This is a genomic window from Kribbella capetownensis, assembly GCF_004331485.1.
In the GTDB taxonomy this organism is placed as follows: Bacteria; Actinomycetota; Actinomycetes; order Propionibacteriales; family Kribbellaceae; genus Kribbella; species Kribbella capetownensis.
Window position 1 is genome coordinate 1,937,447 of the sequence record NZ_SJKD01000001.1, and the last position, 23,937, is coordinate 1,961,383.

26 protein-coding genes, 2 tRNA genes and 1 pseudogene are annotated in these 23,937 nt (G+C 68.0%); 20 read left to right on the forward strand and 9 right to left on the reverse strand.

What is annotated here, in order from left to right:
- Positions 1-11: 11 nt before the first annotated feature.
- Entirely contained in the window at positions 12-533 is a 522-nt protein-coding gene (locus tag E0H75_RS09525; protein WP_131512795.1) for an arsinothricin resistance N-acetyltransferase ArsN1 family B, read from the forward strand.
- Here E0H75_RS09525 and E0H75_RS09530 read toward each other — a convergent pair.
- Positions 530-1,129 carry a M15 family metallopeptidase gene (locus E0H75_RS09530; protein ID WP_131512796.1) on the reverse strand — a complete coding sequence of 200 codons (600 nt, stop codon included), beginning with the start codon at positions 1,127-1,129 and terminating at the stop codon, positions 530-532. The genes E0H75_RS09525 and E0H75_RS09530 overlap by 4 nt on opposite strands.
- A gap of 88 nt (positions 1,130-1,217) precedes the next feature.
- Here E0H75_RS09530 and E0H75_RS44950 point away from each other — a divergent pair.
- The 4 genes and pseudogenes from E0H75_RS44950 to E0H75_RS09550 form a co-directional block, all read left to right on the forward strand.
- Positions 1,218-1,595 (forward strand): annotated as a pseudogene (locus E0H75_RS44950) (response regulator transcription factor); the annotation flags it as partial.
- A gap of 53 nt (positions 1,596-1,648) precedes the next feature.
- Positions 1,649-1,939, forward strand: coding sequence for a sensor histidine kinase (locus E0H75_RS44955; protein WP_165553539.1), 291 nt, complete (start codon positions 1,649-1,651; stop codon positions 1,937-1,939).
- A 10-nt stretch (positions 1,940-1,949) separates the two neighbouring features.
- A complete protein-coding gene (locus E0H75_RS09545) occupies positions 1,950-2,456 on the forward strand; it encodes a GNAT family N-acetyltransferase (protein WP_238162904.1) in 507 nt (168 codons plus the stop codon).
- Positions 2,456-3,295 carry an alpha/beta fold hydrolase gene (locus tag E0H75_RS09550; protein ID WP_131512798.1) on the forward strand — a complete coding sequence of 280 codons (840 nt, stop codon included), beginning with the start codon at positions 2,456-2,458 and terminating at the stop codon, positions 3,293-3,295. The genes E0H75_RS09545 and E0H75_RS09550 overlap by 1 nt, the downstream gene beginning before the upstream one ends.
- Here E0H75_RS09550 and E0H75_RS09555 read toward each other — a convergent pair.
- Positions 3,285-4,199, reverse strand: coding sequence for a M23 family metallopeptidase (locus tag E0H75_RS09555; protein ID WP_238162905.1), 915 nt, complete (start codon positions 4,197-4,199; stop codon positions 3,285-3,287). The genes E0H75_RS09550 and E0H75_RS09555 overlap by 11 nt on opposite strands.
- A 336-nt stretch (positions 4,200-4,535) precedes the next feature.
- On the opposite strand from E0H75_RS09555, the gene E0H75_RS09560 reads away from it, so the two are divergent.
- The 4 genes from E0H75_RS09560 (at position 4,536) to rpmG (ending at position 6,088) form a co-directional block, all read left to right on the forward strand.
- Positions 4,536-5,534 carry an NAD-dependent epimerase/dehydratase family protein gene (locus E0H75_RS09560; protein ID WP_131512799.1) on the forward strand — a complete coding sequence of 333 codons (999 nt, stop codon included), beginning with the start codon at positions 4,536-4,538 and terminating at the stop codon, positions 5,532-5,534.
- Positions 5,535-5,661: 127 nt separating this feature from the next.
- A tRNA-Thr gene (locus E0H75_RS09565) sits at positions 5,662-5,734 on the forward strand.
- Between the two features lie 50 nt (positions 5,735-5,784).
- A tRNA-Met gene (locus E0H75_RS09570) sits at positions 5,785-5,858 on the forward strand.
- A gap of 62 nt (positions 5,859-5,920) precedes the next feature.
- Positions 5,921-6,088, forward strand: a complete 168-nt coding sequence (rpmG, locus tag E0H75_RS09575) for a 50S ribosomal protein L33 (protein WP_131361122.1) — start codon at positions 5,921-5,923, stop codon at positions 6,086-6,088.
- A gap of 69 nt (positions 6,089-6,157) precedes the next feature.
- Here rpmG and E0H75_RS09580 read toward each other — a convergent pair whose 3' ends face one another.
- Positions 6,158-6,904 (reverse strand): hypothetical protein, encoded by a 747-nt coding sequence (locus E0H75_RS09580; RefSeq protein WP_238162906.1) that lies wholly within the window; start codon positions 6,902-6,904, stop codon positions 6,158-6,160.
- Between the two features lie 81 nt (positions 6,905-6,985).
- Here E0H75_RS09580 and E0H75_RS09585 point away from each other — a divergent pair, with 81 nt between their 5' ends.
- From E0H75_RS09585 to E0H75_RS09630, 10 genes are all read left to right on the forward strand, one after another.
- On the forward strand, positions 6,986-7,408 hold the full coding sequence (locus E0H75_RS09585; RefSeq protein WP_131361121.1) for an FAS1-like dehydratase domain-containing protein: 423 nt from the start codon (positions 6,986-6,988) through the stop codon (positions 7,406-7,408).
- Entirely contained in the window at positions 7,405-7,812 is a 408-nt protein-coding gene (locus tag E0H75_RS09590; protein ID WP_131512800.1) for a MaoC/PaaZ C-terminal domain-containing protein, read from the forward strand. Before E0H75_RS09585 ends, E0H75_RS09590 begins: the two co-directional genes overlap by 4 nt.
- The gene (locus E0H75_RS09595) at positions 7,809-8,834 is read left to right on the forward strand and encodes a UDP-N-acetylmuramate dehydrogenase (protein WP_131512801.1); all 1,026 of its coding nucleotides are present in this window, start codon (positions 7,809-7,811) and stop codon (positions 8,832-8,834) included. The genes E0H75_RS09590 and E0H75_RS09595 overlap by 4 nt, the downstream gene beginning before the upstream one ends.
- A gap of 150 nt (positions 8,835-8,984) precedes the next feature.
- Entirely contained in the window at positions 8,985-9,860 is an 876-nt protein-coding gene (locus tag E0H75_RS09600; RefSeq protein ID WP_131512802.1) for a type IV toxin-antitoxin system AbiEi family antitoxin domain-containing protein, read from the forward strand.
- A 267-nt stretch (positions 9,861-10,127) separates the two neighbouring features.
- Entirely contained in the window at positions 10,128-11,321 is a 1,194-nt protein-coding gene (locus E0H75_RS09605; protein ID WP_238162907.1) for an ABC transporter substrate-binding protein, read from the forward strand.
- Positions 11,321-12,256, forward strand: coding sequence for a carbohydrate ABC transporter permease (locus tag E0H75_RS09610; RefSeq protein WP_238162908.1), 936 nt, complete (start codon positions 11,321-11,323; stop codon positions 12,254-12,256). The genes E0H75_RS09605 and E0H75_RS09610 overlap by 1 nt, the downstream gene beginning before the upstream one ends.
- Complete coding sequence (locus tag E0H75_RS09615) at positions 12,249-13,070, forward strand: carbohydrate ABC transporter permease (protein ID WP_131512803.1); 822 nt, start codon at positions 12,249-12,251, stop codon at positions 13,068-13,070. Before E0H75_RS09610 ends, E0H75_RS09615 begins: the two co-directional genes overlap by 8 nt.
- On the forward strand, positions 13,067-14,446 hold the full coding sequence (locus tag E0H75_RS09620) for a hypothetical protein (RefSeq protein WP_131512804.1): 1,380 nt from the start codon (positions 13,067-13,069) through the stop codon (positions 14,444-14,446). The genes E0H75_RS09615 and E0H75_RS09620 overlap by 4 nt, the downstream gene beginning before the upstream one ends.
- Before the next feature lie 19 nt (positions 14,447-14,465).
- On the forward strand, positions 14,466-15,341 hold the full coding sequence (locus E0H75_RS09625) for a MurR/RpiR family transcriptional regulator (RefSeq protein WP_238162909.1): 876 nt from the start codon (positions 14,466-14,468) through the stop codon (positions 15,339-15,341).
- A gap of 11 nt (positions 15,342-15,352) precedes the next feature.
- A complete protein-coding gene (locus E0H75_RS09630; protein WP_131512806.1) occupies positions 15,353-17,566 on the forward strand; it encodes an FAD-dependent oxidoreductase in 2,214 nt (737 codons plus the stop codon).
- A gap of 115 nt (positions 17,567-17,681) precedes the next feature.
- Here the strand turns inward: E0H75_RS09630 and E0H75_RS09635 are convergent, their stop codons facing one another.
- The 3 genes from E0H75_RS09635 to E0H75_RS09645 form a co-directional block, all read right to left on the reverse strand.
- Positions 17,682-17,969, reverse strand: a complete 288-nt coding sequence (locus E0H75_RS09635; RefSeq protein WP_131512807.1) for a hypothetical protein — start codon at positions 17,967-17,969, stop codon at positions 17,682-17,684.
- A gap of 143 nt (positions 17,970-18,112) precedes the next feature.
- A complete protein-coding gene (locus E0H75_RS09640) occupies positions 18,113-18,727 on the reverse strand; it encodes a 2'-5' RNA ligase family protein (RefSeq protein ID WP_165553541.1) in 615 nt (204 codons plus the stop codon).
- Between the two features lie 11 nt (positions 18,728-18,738).
- Positions 18,739-20,055: an NsdA family TPR-like regulatory protein gene (locus E0H75_RS09645; RefSeq protein WP_238162910.1), complete on the reverse strand. Its 1,317-nt coding sequence runs from the start codon at positions 20,053-20,055 to the stop codon at positions 18,739-18,741.
- Positions 20,056-20,336: 281 nt separating this feature from the next.
- Between E0H75_RS09645 and E0H75_RS09650 the strand changes: the two genes are divergently transcribed.
- Positions 20,337-20,837 carry a hypothetical protein gene (locus E0H75_RS09650; RefSeq protein ID WP_131512809.1) on the forward strand — a complete coding sequence of 167 codons (501 nt, stop codon included), beginning with the start codon at positions 20,337-20,339 and terminating at the stop codon, positions 20,835-20,837.
- Here E0H75_RS09650 and E0H75_RS09655 read toward each other — a convergent pair.
- From E0H75_RS09655 to E0H75_RS09665, 3 genes are all read right to left on the reverse strand, one after another.
- Positions 20,834-22,204: a TrpB-like pyridoxal phosphate-dependent enzyme gene (locus E0H75_RS09655; protein ID WP_131512810.1), complete on the reverse strand. Its 1,371-nt coding sequence runs from the start codon at positions 22,202-22,204 to the stop codon at positions 20,834-20,836. The genes E0H75_RS09650 and E0H75_RS09655 overlap by 4 nt on opposite strands.
- A gap of 63 nt (positions 22,205-22,267) precedes the next feature.
- Positions 22,268-22,894, reverse strand: a complete 627-nt coding sequence (locus tag E0H75_RS09660) for a histidine phosphatase family protein (protein WP_131512811.1) — start codon at positions 22,892-22,894, stop codon at positions 22,268-22,270.
- Complete coding sequence (locus tag E0H75_RS09665; protein WP_131512812.1) at positions 22,852-23,895, reverse strand: adenosine deaminase; 1,044 nt, start codon at positions 23,893-23,895, stop codon at positions 22,852-22,854. Before E0H75_RS09665 ends, E0H75_RS09660 begins: the two co-directional genes overlap by 43 nt.
- Between the last annotated feature and the right edge of the window lie 42 nt (positions 23,896-23,937).

Below are 23,937 nucleotides of genomic sequence, written 5' to 3' on the forward strand. Positions count from 1 at the left end.
ACTATCGTGACATGCCAAAGATCAGAGACGCCTCCGAGCTCGACGGCCCGGCCTGTGCGGCGATCTACACGCCGTACGTCACCGACACCGCCATCACTTTCGAGACCGAACCGCCGACGGCGGCCGACATGGCCGCCCGGATCGCCGAGGTGCAGGACACGCACGCCTGGGTGGTGCTGGAGGACGAGGGACGCGTGGTCGGGTACGCGTATGCGACTCAGATGAAGCCACGAGCCGCGTACCGGTGGTCGTGCGCGTTGAGCGTGTACATCGAGCCTGGCCGGCGGCGCACCGGGGGCGGCCGGGCGCTGTACGAAGCGCTGTTCGAGCGGTTGGCCGAGCGTGGCTTCCGGACCGCGGTCGCCGGGGTGACCCTGCCGAACGAGGCCAGCGTCGGACTGCACACGGCGCTCGGCTTCGAGACGATCGGCACCTACCGCAAGATCGGCTGGAAGCTGGGCGCCTGGCATGACGTCCACTACTGGCAGCGTCCCCTCGCCGTTCTCCCGGACCCACCCGAGGAGACCAGCTAGCTCATCGGTGGGCAGGTGCCGCCCGGGGTGGTGACGAGTTCGAAGTGCCACATCTCGTTGGACAGCGTCTGACAGAGACCGAACTGCGCTCCCTTGCGGATCAGCCAGTCGTCCGCGTCGGTCGGGCCGATGTCGACCGCGTGGCCGGTGACGTGGTGGGACTCGTCCGGCTCCGCGACGAACTCCAGCGCCTTCTTCTTGCTGCCGTACTTCCGGATCGCCTTGTCCAGCAGCTCTTGCTGGTACTTCTTACTCCGCCATCCCGTGGTCACCTGCATGCTGATGCCCTTCTCCTTCATTGCCTGCTCGGCCTGCTGGACCGCCTTCCGCAGGGCCGGGTCGAGGTTCGCGACGCCGGGCAGGCTGGTGTCGAAGGCCGAGGTGTGATCCGGCAGTACGCCGTCCGCGGCGCCGGGCGGACCGCTCTTCGACGTCGACGGTGCGCCGGCCGTCGACGGTGCCGGGTCGTCCTGGGCGGAGACCGCCGTACAGGACGACAGGGTGAGACTGATGACCGCGGCAACGACCGCCGGTCCGGCCGAGACTGACAGCCGGCGTTCGCGTTTGCGGATGGCAACGAGTTGATCGGTCAGCATGGCCACCAGTCCAACTCAGCCGATGTTGCCGCAGCGTCTGCGTTTCGGCATACGTTTTCAATACGTCCGGCCTGGTTCAATGGACGGTATGCGGGTGCTGGTTGTCGAGGACGAGGTCTATCTCGCCGAGGCGATCCGGGCCGGGCTGCGGCTGGAGGCGATCGCGGCCGACCTCGCCTTCGACGGCAACGCCGCGCTCGATGCGGTCGCGGTCAACGCCTACGACGTGGTGGTGCTGGACCGCGACATCCCCGGCCCGAGTGGCGACGAGGTGTGCCGGCAGATCGTTGCGGACGGCATCGGTTGCCGTGTGTTGATGCTGACCGCGGCCGGTGATCTCGACGACAAGGTGGCCGGCTTCGAGCTCGGCGCCGACGACTACCTGACCAAGCCCTTCGAGCTGCGTGAGCTCGTGGTCCGGCTGCGCGCCCTGGTACGCAGTCCGGCCGCCACCACGCCCACGGTGGATCGGTTGTGGAGGGCAACGAGGTCCTGCTGCACCAGCTGGTCACGAACCTGGTGCAGAACGCGATCCGGCACAACCTCGCTACCGGTGGTTCGGCGACGATCACGGTCCGTGCCGGGCAGGTCGTCGTACGAAACACCGGACCGCTACTCGACCCGGACCAGGTCCGCACGCTCACCGAACCGTTCGCCAAGGACCGGTACGGCGCCGGCCACGGACTCGGGCTCGCACTGGTCGCGCGGATTGTCGAGACCCATCACGGCCGGCTCGACCTGGTGAGGAACCCGGACGGCGGACTGACCGTCAGCGTCACCCTGCCGGAGGCTGACCTCGTCGGCGGGTGAGGATGGTGCGGTGAGTGACGAACGCCTGCCCGAACCTGAAACGACCGTCCGCCGCGCCGTCGAGTCCGACGACACTGTCCTGCTCGAGATCGACCGCACCTCGTGGGACGCCTCGTCCGGCTTCCCGTCGTACCAGGAAACCGTCCGGGAGAGCTTCTTCGAACGGTGCGGTCCGGAAGCGCATCTGGTCGCCGAGTACGACGGACAGGTCGTCGGCTATCTGCGATTGCAGGACAAGTACACCTTTCCGGAGGGCGCCGGTGTCCTGGCCGTCAACGGCCTCGCCGTCGCCCAGTCCGCTCGCAGCCGCGGCGTCGCGTCAGCCCTGCTCGAAGCAGCCGCCGCCGAAGGCCGCCTCCGCGGCGCTCGCAAGATCACCCTGCACGTCCACAGCACCAACGCCATCGCCCGTCGCCTCTACGAGCGGCACGGCTACCTGGTCGAAGGCACCCATCCCAAGGAGTTCCTCATCGACGGCACCTTCATCGACGCTCTCGACATGGCGAAGATGCTCTGATGACCACCTTCGGTGCGCCTGACGGAGTCCAGTTGGCCTATCGGCTTGTGGGGGAGGGCGAGCCGGTGGTGTGCGTGCCCGGCGGGATGCTGCCGAGTACCTACCTCGGTGATCTCGGCGGGCTGTCGGCGTACCGGCAGTTGGTGATGGTGGACCTGCGGGGGACCGGAGAGTCCGGTGGGCCGGGGGAGCCGGAGAACTGGCGGTGCGATCGGCAGGTGCCCGACCTGGAGGTGCTGCGGGAGCACTTGGGCCTTGAGCGGATGACGCTGCTCGGGCACTCGGCGGGAGCGAGTCTGGTCACCCGGTACGCCGCGGCGTACCCGGAGCGGATCGAGAAGCTGGTGTTCGCGACTCCTGGCACGCGGTCGGTCGGGATCGACCTGACGGCGGACCGGCGGCGCCAAGTCCTGGAGTCGCGCAAGGACCAACCGTGGTACGCCGAGGTGTCGGCGGCGTTCGAGGCGCTCCAGACCGGTGAAGGCGCGGACTGGGCCGCCCTCCACCCGATGTCGTACGCGCGCTGGGACGCCGAAACCCAAGCCCACCAGGCGTTCGAGGACAGCCTCGCCAACTTCGACGCGCTCCGGCAGTTCAACTCACCCGACGCCTTCGACCCACCCGCGACGCGCGCCGCGCTGGAAAAGGTCGATGCCCCGGCCTTGGTGCTGGCCGGGGCTCTCGACTGGGGTACGGACACCGTCGCCGCCGAAGCGTTCGCCGGAGTCTTCCCGCAGGCTCAGCTCGTGGTCCTGCCGGGAGTCGCCCACCACCCGTGGCTCGACGACGCCGAGGGCTTCGTCAGCACGGTAGTGAGGTTCCTGGGAACTACGGGTTGACGCCGTGCTCCCGGAGCCAGGGCTCCGGGTCGATCGGGGAACCGCCACCGGGCAGGACCTCGAAGTGGACATGCGGACCGGTGGTGTTGCCGGTCATGCCGATGGCGCCGACCTTGCTGCCGGCCGAGACGGAGTCGCCGACCGAGACGTCGAACTCCGACATGTGGCTGTACGACGTCACCGTTCCGTCGGCGTGCCGGACCTTCACCTGGCGTCCGTACGCGCCTTCGTAGTCGGCCTGGATGACCTCTCCGGCCATGACCGAGCGGACCGGCGTACCCATCGGGGCAGCGAAGTCCAGACCGGTGTGGTTGTGGGCCCAGCGGCCGCCGGCCTGGTTGAAGCGCGCGGTCAGGTGGTAGCCGGTGGTCGGCAGGACGATCTTCGGGGCGGCCTTGGCCTTCGCGGCGGCCGCCTTGGCCTCGGCCTTTGCCTTGGCGAGAGCGGCAGCCTTCGCGGCGGCGAGAGCCTTGGCCTTGGCGGCAGCCTTGCGCGCGGCGACGGCCTTCGCGGAAGCCAGCGCCAGCGCCCGGCGTTCGGTCAGGGTCGCGTTCGCGGCCAGTCGAGCGGCCCGCTGATTCGCGGCCTGGTCGGCCGCCGCCTTGCGGGTGGCGGCCAGCGACAGGTCGATGCGGGACGCATCGCGCGAGCCGAGGTCGCGCCGGTCGACCCGGGCCGCGGTGAGAGCGTCGGCCTGTGAGGGGCTCAGGCCGGTGCTGGTGGGGGCGGGCCCGGTCGCGGACGACGAAACGCCGACCGCGGTCGTTCCGGCTGCGGCGGCGAGAGCGGCGGTCAGGCCGATCAACTGGCCGCGACGGCCGATATTTCGACGGGACAAGCGGTGCTTGGCCACCCGGCGCGCAGTGGCCAGGCGTCGTGGTGCCGGCCGTTCTGCCTCCGGCACGTCATGGTGGTGGGACACGGGGGCCTTCCAGGGGAGGGTGCGCCGCCTGAGGGGGTGACGGCTCATCGACCATAACGAGCACGTCTCAACAGCCTCAAACGCAGAGCGCGACGAGATCACGGAATTGTGGCGACGCGCTGTGATCGGCTCTCTCCGCCTTGTGTGCGCTCAGGCGTGCGGGCCCGGTGAAAGTGAAGAGTTTTCACCGTGATGCGGATCACGGACGAAATGGCGCGGAGCAGACCTTCTGGACCGGTATAAGGCGCCATCGCGCAGGCGTCTGCTGATCGCAGACGGAGGCTGCATGGGCCCGAATTGGCGGGTAGGACTGATGTCATGCGGATCGCAATCTTGGGTGGTACCCGGTTCATCGGACGGGCAGTGACGCAGCGGTTGGCCGCGGAGAGGCACACGCTTGTGGTGGTGCATCGCGGGGAGCACGAGCCCGCCGGACTGCCGGAGGCTGAGCACGCTCACGTGGACCGACATGACGGTGCGGCGCTGGCGGCGGCGCTGAAGCCCTTCGACCCCGAGGCGCTGGTCGACGTGTCCGGGATGAACGCGGCGGCAGCCGACGCGGCGCTCGGCGCGGTCGGGGAGTCGGTGAAGCTGGTGGCGATCTCCAGTTGCGACGTGTACCGGGCGTACGACGCCCTGCACTCGAGCCGGAATACCGATGCGGTGCCGTTGAGTGAGTGGTCGCCACTGCGGACTCGGCGCTTCGTCGACGGACCGCAGTACGAGAACCTCGAGATGGAGGAGAGGTACCTGCCCCGCGGCGCGACCGTGCTGCGGCTGGGTGCCGTCTATGGGGAGCACGACTATCAGCGGCGGTTCGAGTTCATCCTGCGCCGCGTTCGGGCTGGTCGCCGGCGGATCCCGATCGGGTCGGGGCAGTTCCTCTTCAGTCGTGTGTACGTCGGTGATGTCGCCGCAGCGGTGTCGTTGGCGCTCGCAGGGGATCAGCGGGGCGAGGCGTTCAATGTGGTCGAGCCCACGACAGCGCCGTACGGGCTGCTCGCTCAGCAGATCCTGGCGGCGGCTGATGCCGAGGACGTCGAGCTGGTGACGGTTCGGGACGACCTGCTGCCGGCGGATCTGGAGCTCACCGGGACGTTGAGTCAGCACCTGCTGATGGATTCGTGGAAGGCGCACACCGTGCTCGGCTGGGAGCCGACGGACCCGGCCGGCACGCTGCGGACGTCGGTCCGCTGGCACCTGGAGAACCCGCCGCCGGACGGCTCGGACGACTTCTCGGCCGACGATGCCGCTCTCGCCTCCGTGCTCGACTCCGCTCCGGGCTCCGCTGTCGGCTCCGATCCCGGCTCGGAGTAGGCGGAAATTGGTCAAAGCAGCTGCCGGGAACCGGTATGCTTTCCGGGTCGGACAGAGGGGACCGCAAGGTGCGCCCGGCTCGATTTCACATCGGGACGGCGGACCGTGTAATCTCTCTCCTCGGCCCGCCCCTTTAGCTCAGTCGGCAGAGCGTCTCCATGGTAAGGAGAAGGTCTACGGTTCGATTCCGTAAAGGGGCTCTGAGCACGGCATCTCACCCGGTCCGCCGGGTGGGGTGGCGAACTCACCCGGCGGGGTAGCTCAGGTGGTTAGAGCACACGGCTCATAATCGTGGTGTCGCGGGTTCGACTCCCGCCCCCGCTACCCACCGACCAGTACTACGAGAGCGCGCGGAACCTGCGTGCTCCTGATCAGAAGAGGCAGCAGTGGCCAAGTCAACCGACATCCGCCCGAAGATCACGCTGGCGTGCACGGTCTGCAAGGAGCGCAACTACATCACCAAGAAGAACCGGCGCAACAACCCGGATCGTCTGGAGATGAAGAAGTACTGCGCGCGCTGCAACGACCACACGGACCACCGCGAGACCCGCTGACCTCAGCTTTCTTCGCGAGGGCCGCTTCGGACACCGAAGCGGCCCTTTCGCTATGCCGTTTCGTTGTGGTCAGACCGTGAGGATCGGGCGGCCGCCCTCGTAGGCGGTCAGCCGCTCGTCGCGCGGAGTCAGGCAGCACGAGCCGCAGAGGCTCCCGGTGCCGACCTCGCTGCTGTAGTAGAGACAGCAGGTGTTCCGCAGGTAGACGAGCTTGCCGGCCGCCGTCTCGACGTCGCCGAGCCGGGCCAGGCCGCCGGGTGCCTTGGCGACGAACGTCTGCCAGCGCTCCAGCAAATACGCCGGCTCGACCGTCTCCTCTTCGCGAGTGGCGGCGCAGAACCCCATCGCGCAACCGGCCGCTACCCCACCGTGCAGCTGCCGGAGGCCGGCCCGGGTACGCCGGTGCAGTTCGGCGGACAGGGGTAATAGGTGCTGCCGGAGGACCACGTCGTACAGCGTCTCCAGGCCGCCCGGGAGGTAGTTGGCCGACCGTACGGCGACCGCGGCAAGGCCGTGGCCGTCATGCGGGCGGACCCAAAGGTTGTGCGGGCGGACGTCCAGGACGTGGCCCTCGAGTGCCCACAGCAGCAGCGCGGTCGCGGGAGCGCGGCCGGCGTAGAAGGACATCAGGCTCAGCGCGTTGGCATGGGCGGACCGGTGACCGCTGGCGTCGTTGTCGCGCTTGAGAAGCTCGGTGAGCTCAGGCCCGTCCGGCTCCAGAATCCGATCGACCCGCAGCCACTCGGATCCCGTCGGCTCACCGATTTCCAGCTTGTACCGAGGCGCGTACCTGGCCAGCGCCGCCACTGCCGTCACGTTCAACCTTCCCCAGTCCCGGTCGCACGGTGAGTGGGTGGCGGCACTCGGCCTCATAGTCTGCCAGTAGGCTCTTGCGATATGACGATCGACGCCACGATGGTCGGCCGGAGCTATGCGGCCGCCGAGTCCTACCAGGTCGGCCGGGAGAAGATCCGCGAGTTCGCCGACGCGATCGGCGACCCCAACCCGGCGTACCGGGGTGCCGATGCGGTCGCGCCGCCGACCTTCGCGTTCATGCTGGGCAGCCGGGCGCTGGAGCAGTTGCTGAGCGACGAGGAGCTCGGGCTGCGGCTGGACCGGATCGTGCACGGCGCGCAGAAGTTCAGCTACACCCGCCCGATCAAGGCCGGCGACGACATCGCCGCGACCGCGACCATCACCACCGTGCGCAAGGCCGGTGACGTCGAGGTGATCATGTACGAGACCGCCCTGACCACCGTCGACGGCGAACCGATCGCCACCTCGACGTCCACCATCTCGCACAACCGGGCGGGCGCATGAAGACCGTTGAAGCGGGCTTCGAGCTCCCGCCGCTGACCGTCACCTTCCGGCGCGAGGACCTGGTCCGGTACGCCGGTGCGAGTGGCGACTTCAACCCGATCCACTGGAGCGACCGGATGGCGGGCGCGCTCGGCCTGCCCGGTGTGATCGCGCACGGCATGCTCACGATGGCGACCGCGGTCCGCGTCGTCACCGACTGGCTCGACGACCCGGCTGATCTGGTGGAGTACGGCGTACGGTTCACCAAGCCGGTCGTCGTACCGGACGATGACAAGGGTGCGAGCGTGACGTTCTCGGCGAAGGCCGACAAGGTCGCCGACGGGCTGGCCGAGTTCGACATCACCGCGATCGCCGGCGACGAGAAGGTGCTCGGCCGGGCCAGGGCGGTTGTGCGCGTCTCGTGACTACGCATGTACGCCTGGCCGACTTCACCACCCTGCGGATCGGAGGGTTGGCCGACAAGCTCGTCGAGGTCAGCACCGAGGACGACCTGATCACCGCCGTCCGCGACGCCGACGCAGCCGGGGAGCCGGTGCTGCTGCTGTCCGGCGGCAGCAACGTGGTGATCGGCGACGACGGTTTCCGCGGCACGGTGGTCAAGATCGAGACGCGTGGGATCCGCGTGGACGCCGGCATGTGCTCCGGCGCGATGGTTCACATCGCCGCTGGTGAGGACTGGGATGCCGTCGTCCAGCGCGCGATCGCCGAAGAGTGGAGCGGTCTCGAGTCGATGTCCGGGATCCCCGGGCTGACCGGGTCGACCCCGGTGCAGAACGTCGGCGCCTACGGTCACGAGGTGGCCGAGACGATCGCGTCCGTCCGCGTCTGGGACCGGGTCGACAACGCGGTCCGCACGATGTTCGCCGCCGACTGCGGGTTCAGCTACCGGAACTCGCGCTTCAAGGCCGACCCGGCGCGGTACGTCGTACTCGACGTCACCTTCCAGTTGCCGCTCGGCGACCTGTCCGCGCCGGTCGGGTACGCCGAACTGGCTCGGGTGCTGGATGTCGAGCCGGGGTCGCGGGCGCCGATGACCGACGTACGGGAAGCCGTGCTGGGGTTGCGGCGGAGCAAGGGCATGGTGCTGGACCCGGACGACCACGACACGTGGAGCGCCGGGTCGTTCTTCACCAACCCGATCCTGGACACCCCGGCCGATGTACCCGCTGGTGCACCGCAGTGGCCGCAGCCCGACGGCCGCGTCAAGACCAGCGCCGCCTGGCTGATCGAACACGCAGGCGTCTCCAAGGGCTTCACCATCGGCTCGGCCGCCGTCTCCACCAAACACACCCTCGCCCTCACCAACCGCGGCAACGCCACCGCCAAGGAACTCCTCTCCCTGGCAGCCCACGTCCGCACCCAGGTCCACCAAGCCTTCGCCATCACCCTCACCAACGAACCAGTCCTGGTGAACTGCACCCTCTGACGTCCTAAGCACAGGAGGTAATGCCGGTTCTACGGCATTCCCAAGGGTCCACGAGCGTGCGAGGTCGCGGACGGCGGGAATACCTCCTGTCGTTAGCTCGCCTGTGGACAACTTCAGCCGCGAAATCGGCGAAGCGGGCAGGATCCTGGGGTGGCATCCGTCGTCGAAGCGCTGGCCCGGCTGGGCGGTTCGGCGACCTGGGCCGAGCTGGCCCGGGCGACGACGCCCGGGGCGCTGAAGGCCGCCGTCGAGCGGGGTGAGGTCGAGCGACTTGCCCGCGGGATCTACGGGCTGCCGAGTCTCGGAGCTGACAGGTTGGCCGCCCTGGCCTACGACGGTGTTGTCTCGCACCTGAGTGCCGCGGCGGCCTGGAACCTACCGCTGCTCGTCCGCCCGGAGAAACCGCACATCACAGTGCCGGTTCACCGCCGCCCTCGTCCTGGTCGACCGGTCGTCATGCACTGGGCGGCGGTCTCGTCGGATGAACGGCTCAGCCGGGTGACGTCGTTGCTGCGAACGGTCGTCGACTGCGCCCGAATCCTGCCGTTCGGTGAAGCTCTTGCGGTAGCCGACGCTGCACTCGCCACCGGCCGGCTGACCCAGGATGAGCTGGAAGCAGCCGTCACGGCGATGCGCGGGCCAGGGCGGCCGAACGCGGTGCGGATCGCGGCCGCGGCAACTGGGCACGCCGAGAGTTTCCTGGAATCGATGCTCCGGAGCCTTCTGCTGGTTGAGGGGATCGATGGGTTCGAGCCTCAGTTGCTGGTGGACACCGGCGGCGCCACGCCGCGCGTCGATCTGGGCCACAGGTCGGCGCGGATCGCTCTGGAAGCCGAGGGCTACGAGTTCCACGGCTCGGCCAGCGCCTTCGCGGCCGACTGCAGGCGGTACGACGACCTGGTCACGGCTGGATGGTTGGTGCTCCGATTCACCTACCAGCAGGTCATCGGAGACCCCCGATGGGTGATCGGAACTGTCCGGAGCACTGTGACGCAGCGATTGGCTGCGGCTAACGACAGGAGGTAGTCCTGCCACAGCGGGCGGCTGCGGTGGGCGCGGGACGCCGGCCGGCGGCCACGAGGCACTACCTCCTGTCGTTAGCTCATCGCCTGAAAAAGTTTTGCATCAGGGCTAGGCAACAGATGCTGCGCTCGCTAATCTTTTGCGAGATTCGATGGGAGGTGGGGTGTGAGGCGAAAAAGATTTTCGCGGCGGGAGGTGTTGGCCGGGCTGGGTGCGGGGGCGCTGGCGTCGGTGGTGCCTGGGTGCTCTGGTGGGGGAGCACGGTCGGCTGTGCTGCAGGTCTGGGGCGGAGTGCCGGCCGCATCCGGGCCGGCGAACGTGGTCAAGGCGTTCGAGCAGCGGTTCCCGCAGTACAAGGTGAACTACACGCGGTTCGTGAACGACGCCCGCGGCAATCTGAAGCTGGACACCGCGCTGCAGGGTGGTGTCGACATCGACGTGTACTTCACCTACTCGCCGGCGTCGCTCGCACTCCGGGCCGGGTCCGGGCTGGCCGTGGACCTGACCGACCGGGTGACCCAGGATCCGCAGCTGAAGGTGTTCCTCGACACCGACCAACCGCGGGCGTACCTCGACAACGGCCGGGTCAAGGCGCTCGCCACCGCCCGTGAGCCGTTCTTCGTCCTCTTCAACGAGAAGCTCCGGCAGCAGGCCGGCGTCGACCTCCCACAGCAGTGGACGATCGACGAGTACCGCGCGACCGCGAAGAAGCTGACCACCGCGAACACCATCGGCGCGTACACCGTCCCCGACGTCGCCAGGATCGCGCTCGGCCCCAACTACTGGTACGACGGCGATCGCTCGAACTTCGGTGATCCGCACTTCGAACAGAACTTCCGGATCGGCCAGGACATGATCCGGGAGGGGTCCGCGTTCCCGTGGACCGAGGTGCTCGCCCGGCACCTGGACTCGTACCAGCAGAACTCGTTCCTCGGCGAGGAGTTCCACCTCTGGTCGACCGCACCGTTCAACCTGCGGTACCTGTACGACCCGAAGAAGTTCCCGCACGACTTCAAGGTGTCGTTCGCGCCACCCCCGACCGTCGACGGCCAGGACTGGAACGGCGGCAGCTACAACAACTTCGTCATGGTGAACCCGAAGTCGCCGAAGGTCGACGCGGCCTGGGAGTTCGTGAAGTTCTGGCTGACCGAGGGATCCACGCCGATGCTCGCGGGCGGCAAGCTGCCGACGCTGGGCAACGTCACCGACGATCAGGTACTCACCGGCATGCTCGGCAAGGAACCCGAGAAGTACTTCGACGTCGACTCGTTCCGCCGCGTCGTCCTGGACGCCGAACCGAAACTCGCCACCGACACCCGGCTGGCCGGGTTCCCCGAGATCACCCTCGCGGTGAAGCAGCAGAAGGACCTGTGCTGGCTCGGCGAGAAAGACCCCGGAGCGGCGATCCGTGAGGTACGCCGGGTCGCCGACGCCGCGATCGCCCGGAACGAGAGGAGTTCCTGATGGCCACCGCCACCGTCGTCGCAGCGGAACGGACCACGGTCCGGGCCGATCCGGGTCCCGGGATCAAGCCGAAGGGCTGGATCGGGCTGCTCTTCATCGCGCCCAACCTGCTCGGCGTCATCGCGTTCACGCTGATCCCACTGATCAGCGTGATCGTGCTCGCCTTCACCGACTGGAACCTGGTGTCCGGCCTCGGCGGCATCAAGTTCAACGGTCTCGACAACTTCATCGCCATCGCCCGCGACCCCGGCTTCTGGAGCGCGGTCGGCCTGACCCTCGTGTACGTCGGGGTGTCCGTGCCGCTCACCGTCATGCTCGGACTGGGCCTCGGGATCGCGCTCAACCGGCCGCTGCCGGGCCGCGCCGTACTGCGGGCGATCTTCTTCCTGCCGTACATCGTCAACATCGTCGCGATCGGCATGACCTGGCTGATGCTGATGAACCCGAAGGCCGGCCTGGTCAACCAGGTGCTCGACGTCTTCGGGCTGCAACCGGGCTGGTTCGCGTCCTCGCACTGGGCGTTGCCGGCGCTGATCGTGATGGCGGTCTGGGGTGGCGTCGGCTACTGCTCGCTGATCTACCTGTCCGCGTTGCAGGACGCGCCGCGGCAGCTGTACGAGGCGGCCGACATCGACGGTGCCGGGGTGTGGGCGAAGTTCCGCGTCATCACCTGGCCGTCGTTGCTGCCGACAACGATCTTCCTGCTGGTCACGCTGATCATCGGTGCGTCGCAGGGCTTCGGCCTGATCGCGTTGATCACCGCCGGTGGTCCGGGCGACTCGACCACGACGATCTCCTACTACATGTACCAGACCGGCTTCCAGTTCTACCGGTTCGGCTATGCCTCGGCGATCGGCCTGGTGACCTTCGTCGGCGTACTGGTGCTGACCCTGGTGACCTGGCGGGCCCAGCGAGGGAGGGCTCTGCATGACTAAGCGCGCCAAGTGGTACTGGGGGATCCCACTGTGGATCCTCGCGATCGCCTTCCTCGCGCCGTTCGCGTGGATGCTGTCGACCGCGCTCAAGCAGGACGTGGACGCGTACAAGATCCCGATGCAGTGGATCCCGGACCCGTTCCAGTGGGACAACTTCAGCACGGTGCTGAGCGGTGCCACCTCGGTGCTGCCGGCGTTCGGGCGGTCGGTGTTCGTCGCCGTACTGCGGGTCGCGGGGGAACTGATCACCGCGACGATGGCCGGGTACGCGTTCGCGCGGATGTCGTTCAAGGGCCGGGACAAGCTGTTCCTGGTGTACCTGGCGACCGCGATCATCCCGGCCCAGTTGTTGCTGGTACCGCGGTTCATCTACTTCCAGAAGCTCGGGCTCTACGACACGCTCTGGGCGCTCATCCTGCCCGGCATGTTCACGGTGCTCGGGACCTTCCTGATGCGGCAGTTCTTCGTCAGCCAGCCGGCCGAGTTCGCCGAGGCGGCGCGGATGGACGGCGCGAACGAGTGGCGGGTGTTCACCCGGATCTACTTGCCGTTGGCAACACCGGTGATCAGTGCACTCGGCATCCTGGCGTTCGTCTGGTCGTGGAACGACTACGAGACGCCGCTGGTGCTGATCAGCAACCCGGAGCGGTACACGTTGCCGCTCAGCCTGACCAACTTCGTCGACGAACAGGGCCAGATCGCACCCGGCCTGACGATGGCCGCCTCGGTGATCTCGATCGTCCCGGTACTGATCGTCTTCGTCGTCCTGCAACGCCGCTTCATCGCGGCCATGACTCACACAGGGATCAAATGACAGTGAACGTCTCAGGTGTCTTCCCCCATCTCGCGCAGATCGGCGACTTCGGTCCGCCGCGCAGCGAGCTCGGCGTCGGCTCGCTGATGCCGTGGAACGGGAAGCTCTATGTCCAGAACTACAACTCCCACAAGGCGCCGTCCGGTGCCGGCGTCAGTCTGCGCCGGATCGACGCCGACCTGTCGATGGAGATCGTCGCCGAGACGCTCGGCGTGGACGGCACCTACACCAACCGGTTCGTGCACTTCCCGACCTCGCAACTCGTCCTCGGGCCGCACGTGATCAGTGCCGACCACAAGATCGTCACCATCCCCGAGCTCCAGCCGCTCCGGGTCTGCGGTACGTCGCGGCACCTGACCAAACCGGACACCCACGTGTACGTGCTGGCGATGGAAGGCGAGCTGCTCGAGCTGGACCTGACGACGTACGAGTGCACGCAGCTCTTCGACCTCAACGACGAGCTCGGCACCGACGGCGAGATGAAGGTGCACTACAAGGACTGCTACACGTCGTTCGGCCGGCTCGTCGTCTGCTCCAACGAGTACGCCGAGCCCGAGTGGGCCGGTGAACGGTCGCGCGGACGACTTGCGGAGTACGACGGCCAAGCGTGGAGGGTACTGCGGGAGGACCCGTTCACCGCGATCGGCGGCCGGCACGAGTTCGGTGGGACCATCTTCGCGACCGGGTGGGACCGGGCCTCGGCGATCCTCGAGGTGTTCACCGAAGCCGACCAGAAGTGGACGCGGTACCGGCTGCCGAAGGCGTCGCACTGCTTCGACCACAAGTGGCAGACCGAGTGGCCGCGGATCCGGGAGGTCGAGCACGAGCGACTCCTCCTCGACCACCACGGAATGTTCTACGAGCTGTCCCCTTGGGCGTACGGCGGCCGGATCTGGGGTGTGCGGCCGATCTCCACCCACCTCTGGGTGCTGGGCGACTTCTGTTCCTGGCGGGGCATGCTCGTCGCCGGTGCGGACAACGCGTCGCCGAGTCACGGGCTCAACCCGACGACGGCCGAGCCGCAGTCCGGGTTGTGGTTCGGGAAGACGGACGACCTGTGGAGCTTCGGCAAGCCGGCTGGATGGGGTGGTCCGTGGTGGGAGACGCCGGTCGCCGCCGGGGTGCCGTCCGATCCGTATCTGATGACGGGCTTCGACGGGAAGTGTCTGCACCTGGAGAACTTCTCGGCCGATCCGATGACGATCACGGTCGAGATCGACTTCCACGGGCACGGGCGCTTCGGGGCGGTCACGGAGTTGACGGTCGAGCCGGGGCAGCTCCGGACGCACGTGTTCCCGCCCGGGTTCAGCGCGCACTGGGTGCGGGTCGTCAGCGACACCGACGGTGTGGCGAGTGCCCAGTTCGTCTATACGTGATGATCGCGGAATGGGAGACATGGAGAGAGCTGACAGCCCGAGCCCGTTGCAGCTGGTCAAGCGCGCCCTGCCCGAGCTGAACGGCGCGATGCAGCGGGTCGCCGAGCACATCCAGGCGAACCCGGACGAGGTCGCCCGCGGATCGATCACCAAGCTGGCCGAGGCCGCGCAGACCTCAGCGGCGACGGTGACCCGATTGTCGACGCACCTCGGATTCGCCGGTTACCCCGCACTCCGGGCTGCCCTGGCGATGGAGGTCGGCCGCGGGATCGAGGCCGGCTGGGCGAGCGACATCGGGATGGCGATCGGTCCGGCGGATCCGCCCGAACAGGTGCTGAACGTGCTGGCCAGCACCCAGGCCAACGCTCTGCGCAACGCGCTGGCGTCGATCGACCTGGCGGCCGCGGCGCGGGTCGCCGATTCCATCGCGGGCGCACGGCGTACGCATATCTATGGGGAGTGGGGCGACGCGATCCCGGCCCGCGAGCTGTACATCCGTCTGCTGCGGATCGGGATCCCGGTGTGGTTCTTCGACGGACCGCAGGCCGGGTCGATCGGCAGCGGGTTGCTGGAATCCGGGGACGTCGCGCTGGTCGTGACCCGGCAGGGGAACGATCCGGCCACGCTGGAGTTCATCAAGCGCTCCAAGTCCGGGGGCGCACTCACGGTCGCGATCACCGGGGTCGCGGACTCACCGATCGGACGGGTGGCGGAGGTCGTCTTCGACACCGGTACGCCGGTCGGTGGGACCTGGACCGAGTTCTTCGCCGGGCGGGCGAGCGACACCTTGACCGCCGGCTTGCTGTTCGTCCTGGTCGCGCAGCGCGTCCCGGATCACCTCACGGCCAACCACCCGAACGGGCCCGGACAACCCGTCATCACACCTGACAGCTGAAAGGTTCCTGCATGCAGCAGCTCGAAATCCAGACCGATCTGACCGTCGTCGGCGGGGGGCTCGCCGGTATCTGCGCCGCGATCGGTGCGGCCCGGCAGGGGAGCACAGTGGCGCTGGTCCAGAACCGGCCGGTGCTCGGCGGCAACTCCTCCAGCGAAGTACGGGTGTGGGTGTGCGGTGCGACCGCGCACGGCGTCCAGCACTTCGCCCGGGAGACCGGGATCATGGGCGAGCTGTTCGTCGAGAACCAGTACCGGAACCCGGAGGGAAATCCCTACTACTGGGATCTCGTGCTGCTGGAGGCGGTCCGCGCGGAGCCGCGAATCCAGCTGTTCCTGAACACCGACGTACGGAGCGTCGAGGCTTCTGACGGGGAGATTCGGTTGGTGACCGGCTGGCAGATGGGGTCGGAGAAGGAGATCCGCTTCGTCAGTCCGGCGTACGCCGACTGCTCGGGCGACGGCCTGATCGGGTTGCTGGCGGGAGCGGAGTACCGGACCGGTCGTGAGCCGCGGTCGATGTACGACGAGTCGTGGGCGCCGGACGTACCGGACAACGACACGCTCGGCAGCACGATCCTCTTCTACACCAAGGACACCGGCGCACCGGTGCGGTTCGTGCCGCCGTCGTTCGCCCGCGACATCACCGAGACCGCGATCCCGGATCGCCGCGTGATCCGGTCGGATCTGAATGGGTGCGCGTACTGGTGGATCGAGTGGGGTGGCGAGCTCGACGTCGTCGACGACAATGAGGCGATCCGGGACGAACTGCAGGCTGTCGTGTACGGGATCTGGGACTACATCAAGAACTCGGGACGGTTCGACGCGGACAATCTGACCCTGGAGTGGATCGGGTCGGTGCCGGGGAAGCGCGAGTACCGGCGGTTCCTCGGTGATCACGTGCTGACGCAGCACGACGTACTCGGGCAGACGCTCTTCGAGGATCGGGTCGCGTTCGGTGGGTGGTCGATCGATCTGCACCCGCCAGGTGGGGTGTACGCGAGTGAGCGCGGGTCGAAGCACTGGCATCCGGATGGGAACTACCACATTCCGCTGCGGTCGCTGTATTCGCGGAGTGTGCGCAACCTGTGGATGGCGGGGCGGAACATCAGTGCGAGTCACGTCGCGTTCGGGACGACTCGGGTGATGGCGACCTGCGCGATTCTGGGGGAGGCGGCCGGCATCGGTGCTGCTGTTGCCCTGCGCAACGGGTTGTCGCCGCGGGAGTTGGCTTCTTCGCGATTTGAGTTGATGCGGCACGCGCTCACTCGGGCCGATGGTTCCGTTCTTGGGGTCGTCGACGATGATCCGGACAACCTTGCACTGCAGGCCTCTGTCACGGCTTCGTCGACGTTGACGCATCCGGCTGTCGAGATCTCGTCGGGCACGTTGCCGTTGGACACCGATATCGCGATCGTCGTACCGGTCGATCCTGCGTTGGATCGTCTGGAGTTGTTGGTTGATGCTGCCGAGGACGCCGTACTGACCGTCGAGTTGCATGATCCGGTCAATCCGCAGAACTATCTGCCGTTGGCGCTGATCGACTCGCGTTCTGTGCCTGTGAGTGCGGGGGAGAAGCGATGGATCGACGTACCTGTCGACTATCGTCCGGACCACCCGGGCAATGTGATCGTGGTCCTCAAGCAGAACGCGTCTGTCTCCGTGCATACGGCGGCGACGGGGTTGCCCGGGATGATCTACTTCGCGCACCGCGAGCCGTCGCCTGATGAGCAGTGGACCGAACAGTTCCGTCCGTGGAAGCACATCCTGCCGCGGGCCGGTCTGTGCGTTCGCTTGGGGGAGACGTCGGCGTACGCACCGGAGAAGGTGATCGGCAGCTACTCCCGCCCGTACGGCGGACCCAACCTCTGGTCCTCCGAGGACCTCGCCTGGGACCTCGACCCGTGGATCGAACTCAGTTGGCCGACCCCCGTGGATGTCTCCGAGGTCGTCGTGATCCTCGACGACGACGTCGAAGAAGACCTGATCAACCTCCACCACCACCGCACGCCCTTCACATCCCTCCCCACCCTGCTCGAGTCCTACACCGTCGAAGCCCGCAACGGCACCGCCGACTGGCACCCCATCGCCACCGTCACCAACAACCACCACAGAACCCACCGCCACCCCCTCCCCACCCCAACCCCCCTCACCCACCTCCGCCTAAAACCCCACTCCACCAACGGCTCCCCCCGAGCCCATATCATTTCCATCCGCACCTACTGATTCCGCTGGCGACGCGACTGGAGTTGCCGGTAGAGTTATCGATGCCCAGGGCAATAGCTTGTGGGAAGTGAACCCGGCAGCCATCCGGACGGTTGGTGAGCCGGGTTCCGCGCGTTCAGACCGGCCGCAGGGCGCAGTACTCACGAACCACCTTGCGCCACTCGCGACCCTTCGCCCGGGCCCAGACCACCGCATCGGGGACCCGGAGCAGCGGGTCCAGGCGCTCGGCGGTGGACGCCGCGTCACGCACGATCGCGGTCAGACAGAGACGCCGGCTCGCGACATCGGCGCGCGGGACGGCGTACAGGTTGACGCGTACGTCGAGTTCGGTGATGGCGGCAAGGATCTTGCGTTGGCGCGGGGGCGATTCCTTCTGGAAGTGGATCCGGCGCTGGCCCGGCATCAGGAGGTCCGTCCGGAGGCGGCGACTGGGATTGACCCCGGCGGCGGGGCAGCTCGCGGCGGCCATGAGGAGACCTCGGGACTTGTTCTCGTCGACGAATATGTGGAGGCGGGTGGCGTGGGTGGTGGGAGGCACACCTGCGGTTAGTGGAGCGCGATCGATTCGAGGGGGGCCCAGTGGTAGAGGTGGTGGGTTCTGGTGAGGGATAGGAGGGTCAGGGTGGTGATGGAGAGGGTGGTGTCTTGGGGTGAGTGATTGAGGAGGCGGGTGGTGATGGGGGGTGCGGGGGCTGGGTGGTTGCAGTAGGCGATGGTGATGTGGGGGTTGAGTTCGGGGAGTTCGGGGACGGCGTCGTCACCCCAGACGTCGGTGATGGCGGCTCGGGTCAGGTCGCGGAGGTGTTGGAGCGGCTCGATCGGGCGGACCGGGAGTTGGATGGACTCGCGGTCGAGGACGGCCGGGCCGATGCCGACCGGGAACGAGCCGAGGCCGGTGACCCGATGACGAGTGGCCTTGACGATGTCGGCCAGGTCTGACTCCGGCACCCGGTCGGTGAAGCCGATGCCTTGCAGGGTGAGGTGCAACCACTCAAGCGGCACGGGTGTGAAGCCGGGGAGGTCGTCGACCAGCTCGGCGTACGACGCGTGCAACGCGGCCATCTCGGGTCGGTCCGCGAACGTGATGTGCCAGGTGTAGAAGGAACGATCGGCGCGCCAACCGGGGCGCCAGTACCAGTGATCCTGAACTTCTTCGAACATCGATGGGCCTCTCATTTGCTCGGGGTCGCCCGGCTGGCGGGATGACGGGTGAAGACGCGGATGGAGTCGTGCAGCGCGCGAGCCTTCGGATCGGTCGCGTGCCGGCTGAGGCGCGTGAGGGCGGCGACCTCGCTGATCCGATGGATCAACGGGCGCACCCGGTACTCGACCGGGGTGGTCAGCACGACCGACACCGCTTCGGTCGCGCCGTCGAGATCACCGAGCTGCAGATGCGCCTTGGCCTGCTGGAGCCGGACCATCCGCTCCGAACCGAAGTTGCGTACGGCGTGTGGCGCCGCCTCGAACTGCGCGATGCCGCGATCCGCATGCTCGAGGGTGCGGTGTGCCTCGCCCAGCGCGAGATGCGTGTCGGACCAGATGCCTTCCGCGCGTTCCGGCGTACAGAGGAAAGGGCCGCCAAGCTCCGGTACGTCGGTGCGGACCGTGGTGCGCTTCGCGATCGTGAGGGCCTCGCGGGCCTCGGCGTGACGACCGGTCCGCGCGAGATCGACCGCAGCGACGCTGGCCAGGAACAGCGTCGAGCTGCCGGTCGCGTACTGCAGTCCGTCCTGCGCGTACGTCGTCGCCCGGGCGAAGTCGTCCTGCCAGAAGGCGGCGGTGTGCTGCGTCGCCCGCACCCACGCTCGCAGGTCGTCGCTCTCGGCGGCCTCGGCACAGGCCCATGCGGTCCGGGTGTGGCTCTCGGCGACATCCGGACGGCCGAGGTCGACCGAGATCCACGCCAGCAGGGTCAGCGCCCAGCCGCCCGCGGCGTACAGGTCGCGGGTCTGGCTCGGAGGCTGCCGGCCGGCGAGGAGGCGGAACGCGCGGTCGCGGATCGCGCGGGCGCGGATGTACAGCGGTCGGGTCGGCGTACGCAGGTACTGCTGGGTGATGCGCACGATGTCGGCGTGCAGTTGTTCGACGGTCAGGTCGCCGACGTTCGACTCCTCGGCGAGGGCGAGTAGCGCGACCGACTCGTCGCCGGCTTGCACCAGGTCGTCCTCGAGCCCGAGCATCGAACTCGTCCCCGGCTCCGGATCGGCACCGGTCAGGCCGCCGGGCGCGACGAATCCGAGGTCGGCGTCGTCGACCACGTTGAGGACGTAGCGCAGGCCGGCCCGGTAGGCCGCTCCGGGCCAGCGGACGGCGCCGCGTTCGAGCTTCGCGATGTAGTGCCCGTCGAGCTCGTACTTCGTCTCGGTCGTCTCCCACAGCCAGCCGCAGACCGCCTCCGCGAGCTCGGCCCGGGACATCTGCTCACCGGGCGCTCGGCGGGAAGGGGTGCGTTCGCGGGCGGTGCGGAGGAGTTCGTTCGGGTCTGGCATGGCGGTAACTGTAGGTGTCCGCGCACCCTCTGTGAGGTCGAAGACGAGGGCTGTGGATGATCTGCCCCAGGTTGCCCCGGAATGCCCCGCGATGCCCCGGTTTTCTCGCGCTGTAAGGGGTTTTCGGGTGGTGCGCCTGGCCGGCAGGTGGCGAATCGGGGCAGATCGATGGTCGAGGGTCGTCGCTGAGCGTGCATGGCCGGGGCAGACAGGGGCAGGCCGGGGCAGATGCGGGACCGGCTGGCCGCCGGCGCGGAGGATCCGCCTCCTAGGGTGGGCGGATGGCCGAGGAAGCGGTGACGACCTTGCGGGCGGAACTCGCCCGGTTCGAGCAGGCCGAAGAAGGCTTCGCGTTGCTGGAGGTGTTCCTGGAGGTCGCGCGGCCTTGGCTGGGGCCTGTCGTCCTGGACCCGGTGGAGTTGCGGTTGCCGGACGAGATCACCCACGACCGGCGGTTGGTGCTCGGGCTGATCGAAGGGATCGAGGCCGAGCCGCTCCAAGGGCGCGTGGTCGAGCGGGCGTTCGACATGGCGGACGCGCAGGCGCGGTGGGACTACGTCCGGCTGGCGTACAGCGCGCGGCAGGCGACCGTCTGGAGCACCAAGCGACGTACGACTTACTTCGAGGTCATGCACCAGAGCAAGGCCTCCTACTGGTTGCCGGACAGTCTCAAGGCGGCGTACTTCGATGCAGTGCAGGCCAGGGGTTGGACCGTCCCGGACGACTGGCTGGCGGCCGTCGCCAAGCGGCCCAAACCCTGGTGGAAGCGCGGTGGGCGCTAGCTCAGAACGGGCAGGCGGGTGAGGGCCTGGGCGACCGCGGACTGGATGTCGGCGTCGTCCCACGAGCGGTCCGTCATCGCACCGCTGAGGTAGGCCTCGTACGCCGCCAGGTCCAGGTGGCCGTGACCACAGAGAGCCGTGAGGATGACCTTCTCCTCGCCGGACTCCTTGCAGCGTTGAGCCTCCTCGATCGCCGCGGCTAGGGCGTGCGTCGGCTCGGGCGCCGGCACGATGCCTTCGGTGCGGGCGAACTGCAGACCTGCGGCGAAGCACTCGGACTGTGGCTTGGCGACGGCCTCGATCTCACCGGTCTCGTACAGGTGGCTGATCAGCGGGCTCATGCCGTGGTACCGCAGACCGCCGGCGTGGATCGGGTCGGGAATGAAGTCGTGGCCGAGGGTGTGCATCTTCATCAATGGCGTCATCCCGATGGTGTCGCCGAAGTCGTACGCGTACGTCCCCTGCGTCAGCGACGGGCACGCGGCCGGCTCAACCGCCCGCACTGTCGGCGACATCCGCCCGGCCCACTTCTCCCGGAGGAACGGGAACGCCAGGCCGCCGAAGTTCGACCCGCCACCGGTGCAGCCGACCAGTAGGTCCGCCGTCTCACCAACCATGGCGAGCTGGATCAGCGCTTCCTCACCGATGATCGTCTGGTGCAGCAGCACGTGGTTGAGCACCGAACCCAGCGCGTAGTGCACCGACTCGTCCTGAACGGCGGACTCGACCGCCTCACTGATCGCGATGCCGAGCGACCCGGTCGACTCCGGGTCCTCCGCGAGGATCTTCCGCCCGGCCTCGGTGAGCTCTGACGGACTCGGGTGGACGGTCGCGCCGAAGACCTCCATCATCGTCCGGCGGTACGGCTTCTGGTCGTACGACGCCCGCACCTGCCAGACCTCGCACTCCAGCCCGTACTGCGCGCAGGCGAAGGCGAGAGCGGTGCCCCATTGGCCGGCGCCGGTCTCGGTGGTGAGCTTCCGGACACCGGACTTGGCGTTGTAGTAGGCCTGCGGAACGGCCGTGTTCGGCTTGTGCGATCCGGCCGGGGAGACGCCTTCGTACTTGTAGTAGATCCGTGCCGGGGTGTCGAGCGCCTTCTCCAGCCGGTGCGCCCGGTAGAGCGGGCTGGGTCGCCACAGCCGGTACACATCGAGCACCTCGCCCGGGATGTCGACGTACTGGTCCTGTGAGACCTCCTGCAGGATCAGGTCCATCGGGAACAGCGGCGCGAGATCGTCCGGCCCCACTGGTTGCCCGGTCCCCGGATGCAGCACCGGCGGCGGGGGCGTGGGGAGGTCGTGCAGCACGTTGTACCAACGGGTCGGAAGCTCGTCCTCTGGGAGCAGGATCTTGGTCGGCGTCATGTACGCAACGTAATTCCCGCCCGCGGGCCCGGGCAATGCCCTGATCAGGAACCAGACCAGCACTTATTCGGCACTCGTCAACCGATCGATCGAGCCGTCGGAGGTGACCCGATAGATCACGTCGGAGGGCTGGTCGCACCGCAAGGCATCCTCGACGCTGAGCCCCGCGAGTTGCTTCACCAGCAGCCGGCCGATCATCTCGTGCGAGACGAGCAGTGGCCGGCGCGATCCCGTCGCTGCGATGCTCTCCAACGCGCGTAGGGCCCGTAGCTCAGCGTCCGCATAGCTCTCGCCACCGGGAAAGCGGAAGGCGTACTTGTCCTTCTCCCGAGCCGCACGCTGCCCTGGCCAACCCGTGTCGATCTCCGCCGACGTGAGTCCGGACCACTCGCCGTGCGCGACCTCGGCCAGATCGTCGAGCACCCGCAACTCCGATGCCTCCGCAAGAATCTCAGCGGTGCGGCGCGCGCGGCCGAGCGGACTGGTGAACACAGCATCAAGCTGCTCGCGTCTGACCAGAGCCACATTCCGCTGTGCCTGCAGTAGTCCGTTCGGCGTCAGTGGCGAGTCCAGTCGCCCCTGCCTCCGTCCCTCGACGTTCCACTCCGTCTGTCCATGGCGAGCCAGGTAGACGATGTCAAACAGCACTAGTATGCCGGGACCGGGGCTGGAGTGGTGACGCCGAGCCATTCGTCGATGTCGCTGAGCAAGGACTTCTGGACGTCGGGTGGAGCGGTGGAGGCCAGGACCGAGCCGCGGGCCAGGTCGGCGAGCTCCTGGTCGGTGAAGCCGTGGACCGTGCGGGCTGACTCGTACTGCTCGGCCAGACGCGAGCCGAACAGCAAGGGGTCGTCCGCGCCGAGCGCGATGCGTGCACCTGACTCGTACAGCTGGCGGAGTGGCACGTCCTCCGGCCGCTCATAGACGCCGAGTGAGACGTTGGACGCCGGACAGACCTCCAGCGCGATCTGTGCGTCGACCACACGCTTCAGGAGGTCCGGATCCTCGATCGTCCGCACCCCGTGTCCGATGCGGCCGGCTCCCAGCTCGTCAAGGCAGGTGCGGACAGTCGCGGGACCGCACAGCTCGCCACCGTGCGGGTCCGCGAGCAGTCCGGCGCTCCGCGCGATCCGGAAGGCCGGCGCGAACTCGGACGTCGTACCGCGGCGCTCGTCGTTCGACAGGCCGAAGCCGACCACTCCGCGCCCCACGTACTGCGCTGCCAGACGAGCGAGGGTCCGTGCGTCGAGGGGATGCCGGGTGCGGTTGGCGGCGATGATCACCTGCACTGCGATCCCGGTCGTGGCTGACGCGTCCCGCGCCGCGTCCAGGACCAGATCGGTGAACTCGGTGATGCCATGGAACCGGTTCGCGTACCCGGACGGGTCCACCTGGATCTCCAGCCAGCGGGAGCCGTCGGCCCGGTCGTCCTCGGCCGCCTCCCGGACCAGACGCCGTACGTCGTCCTCCGTGCGCAGCACCGAACGGGCGATGTCGTACAGGCGCTGGAACCGGAACCAGCCGCGCTCGTCCGCCGCGGACAGATCCGGCGGCCAGTCGGTCCGCAGAGCGTCAGGCAGCCGCACCCCGTGCGTGTCCGCCAGCTCGACCAGCGTCAGGTGGCGCATCGACCCGGAGAAGTGCAGATGCAGGTGCGTCTTCGGCAGCACCCGCAGATCCCGCTGCGTCATTACCGAAGGTTACCGACGGACGGCGTACGGACAGAAATCGGG

Excerpts from the sequence above, each read along its gene's own strand:
- E0H75_RS09560 (WP_131512799.1), top strand. The coding sequence starts at position 4,536 with ATGCGGATCGCAATCTTGGGTGGTACCCGGTTCATCGGACGGGCAGTG.
- E0H75_RS09650 (WP_131512809.1), top strand. The coding sequence starts at position 20,337 with ATGGCCGAGGAAGCGGTGACGACCTTGCGGGCGGAACTCGCCCGGTTC.
- E0H75_RS09610 (WP_238162908.1), top strand. The coding sequence starts at position 11,321 with ATGGCCACCGCCACCGTCGTCGCAGCGGAACGGACCACGGTCCGGGCC.
- E0H75_RS09660 (WP_131512811.1), bottom strand. The coding sequence starts at position 22,894 with ATGGCTCGGCGTCACCACTCCAGCCCCGGTCCCGGCATACTAGTGCTG.
- E0H75_RS09645 (WP_238162910.1), bottom strand. The coding sequence starts at position 20,055 with ATGCCAGACCCGAACGAACTCCTCCGCACCGCCCGCGAACGCACCCCT.
- E0H75_RS09620 (WP_131512804.1), top strand. The coding sequence starts at position 13,067 with ATGACAGTGAACGTCTCAGGTGTCTTCCCCCATCTCGCGCAGATCGGC.
- E0H75_RS09550 (WP_131512798.1), top strand. The coding sequence starts at position 2,456 with ATGACCACCTTCGGTGCGCCTGACGGAGTCCAGTTGGCCTATCGGCTT.
- E0H75_RS09530 (WP_131512796.1), bottom strand. The coding sequence starts at position 1,129 with ATGCTGACCGATCAACTCGTTGCCATCCGCAAACGCGAACGCCGGCTG.
- E0H75_RS09635 (WP_131512807.1), bottom strand. The coding sequence starts at position 17,969 with ATGCCGGGCCAGCGCCGGATCCACTTCCAGAAGGAATCGCCCCCGCGC.
- E0H75_RS09640 (WP_165553541.1), bottom strand. The coding sequence starts at position 18,727 with ATGTTCGAAGAAGTTCAGGATCACTGGTACTGGCGCCCCGGTTGGCGC.
- E0H75_RS09615 (WP_131512803.1), top strand. The coding sequence starts at position 12,249 with ATGACTAAGCGCGCCAAGTGGTACTGGGGGATCCCACTGTGGATCCTC.
- E0H75_RS09625 (WP_238162909.1), top strand. The coding sequence starts at position 14,466 with ATGGAGAGAGCTGACAGCCCGAGCCCGTTGCAGCTGGTCAAGCGCGCC.
- E0H75_RS09590 (WP_131512800.1), top strand. The coding sequence starts at position 7,405 with ATGAAGACCGTTGAAGCGGGCTTCGAGCTCCCGCCGCTGACCGTCACC.
- E0H75_RS09630 (WP_131512806.1), top strand. The coding sequence starts at position 15,353 with ATGCAGCAGCTCGAAATCCAGACCGATCTGACCGTCGTCGGCGGGGGG.
- E0H75_RS09655 (WP_131512810.1), bottom strand. The coding sequence starts at position 22,204 with ATGACGCCGACCAAGATCCTGCTCCCAGAGGACGAGCTTCCGACCCGT.
- E0H75_RS09665 (WP_131512812.1), bottom strand. The coding sequence starts at position 23,895 with ATGACGCAGCGGGATCTGCGGGTGCTGCCGAAGACGCACCTGCATCTG.
- E0H75_RS09585 (WP_131361121.1), top strand. The coding sequence starts at position 6,986 with ATGACGATCGACGCCACGATGGTCGGCCGGAGCTATGCGGCCGCCGAG.
- E0H75_RS09525 (WP_131512795.1), top strand. The coding sequence starts at position 12 with ATGCCAAAGATCAGAGACGCCTCCGAGCTCGACGGCCCGGCCTGTGCG.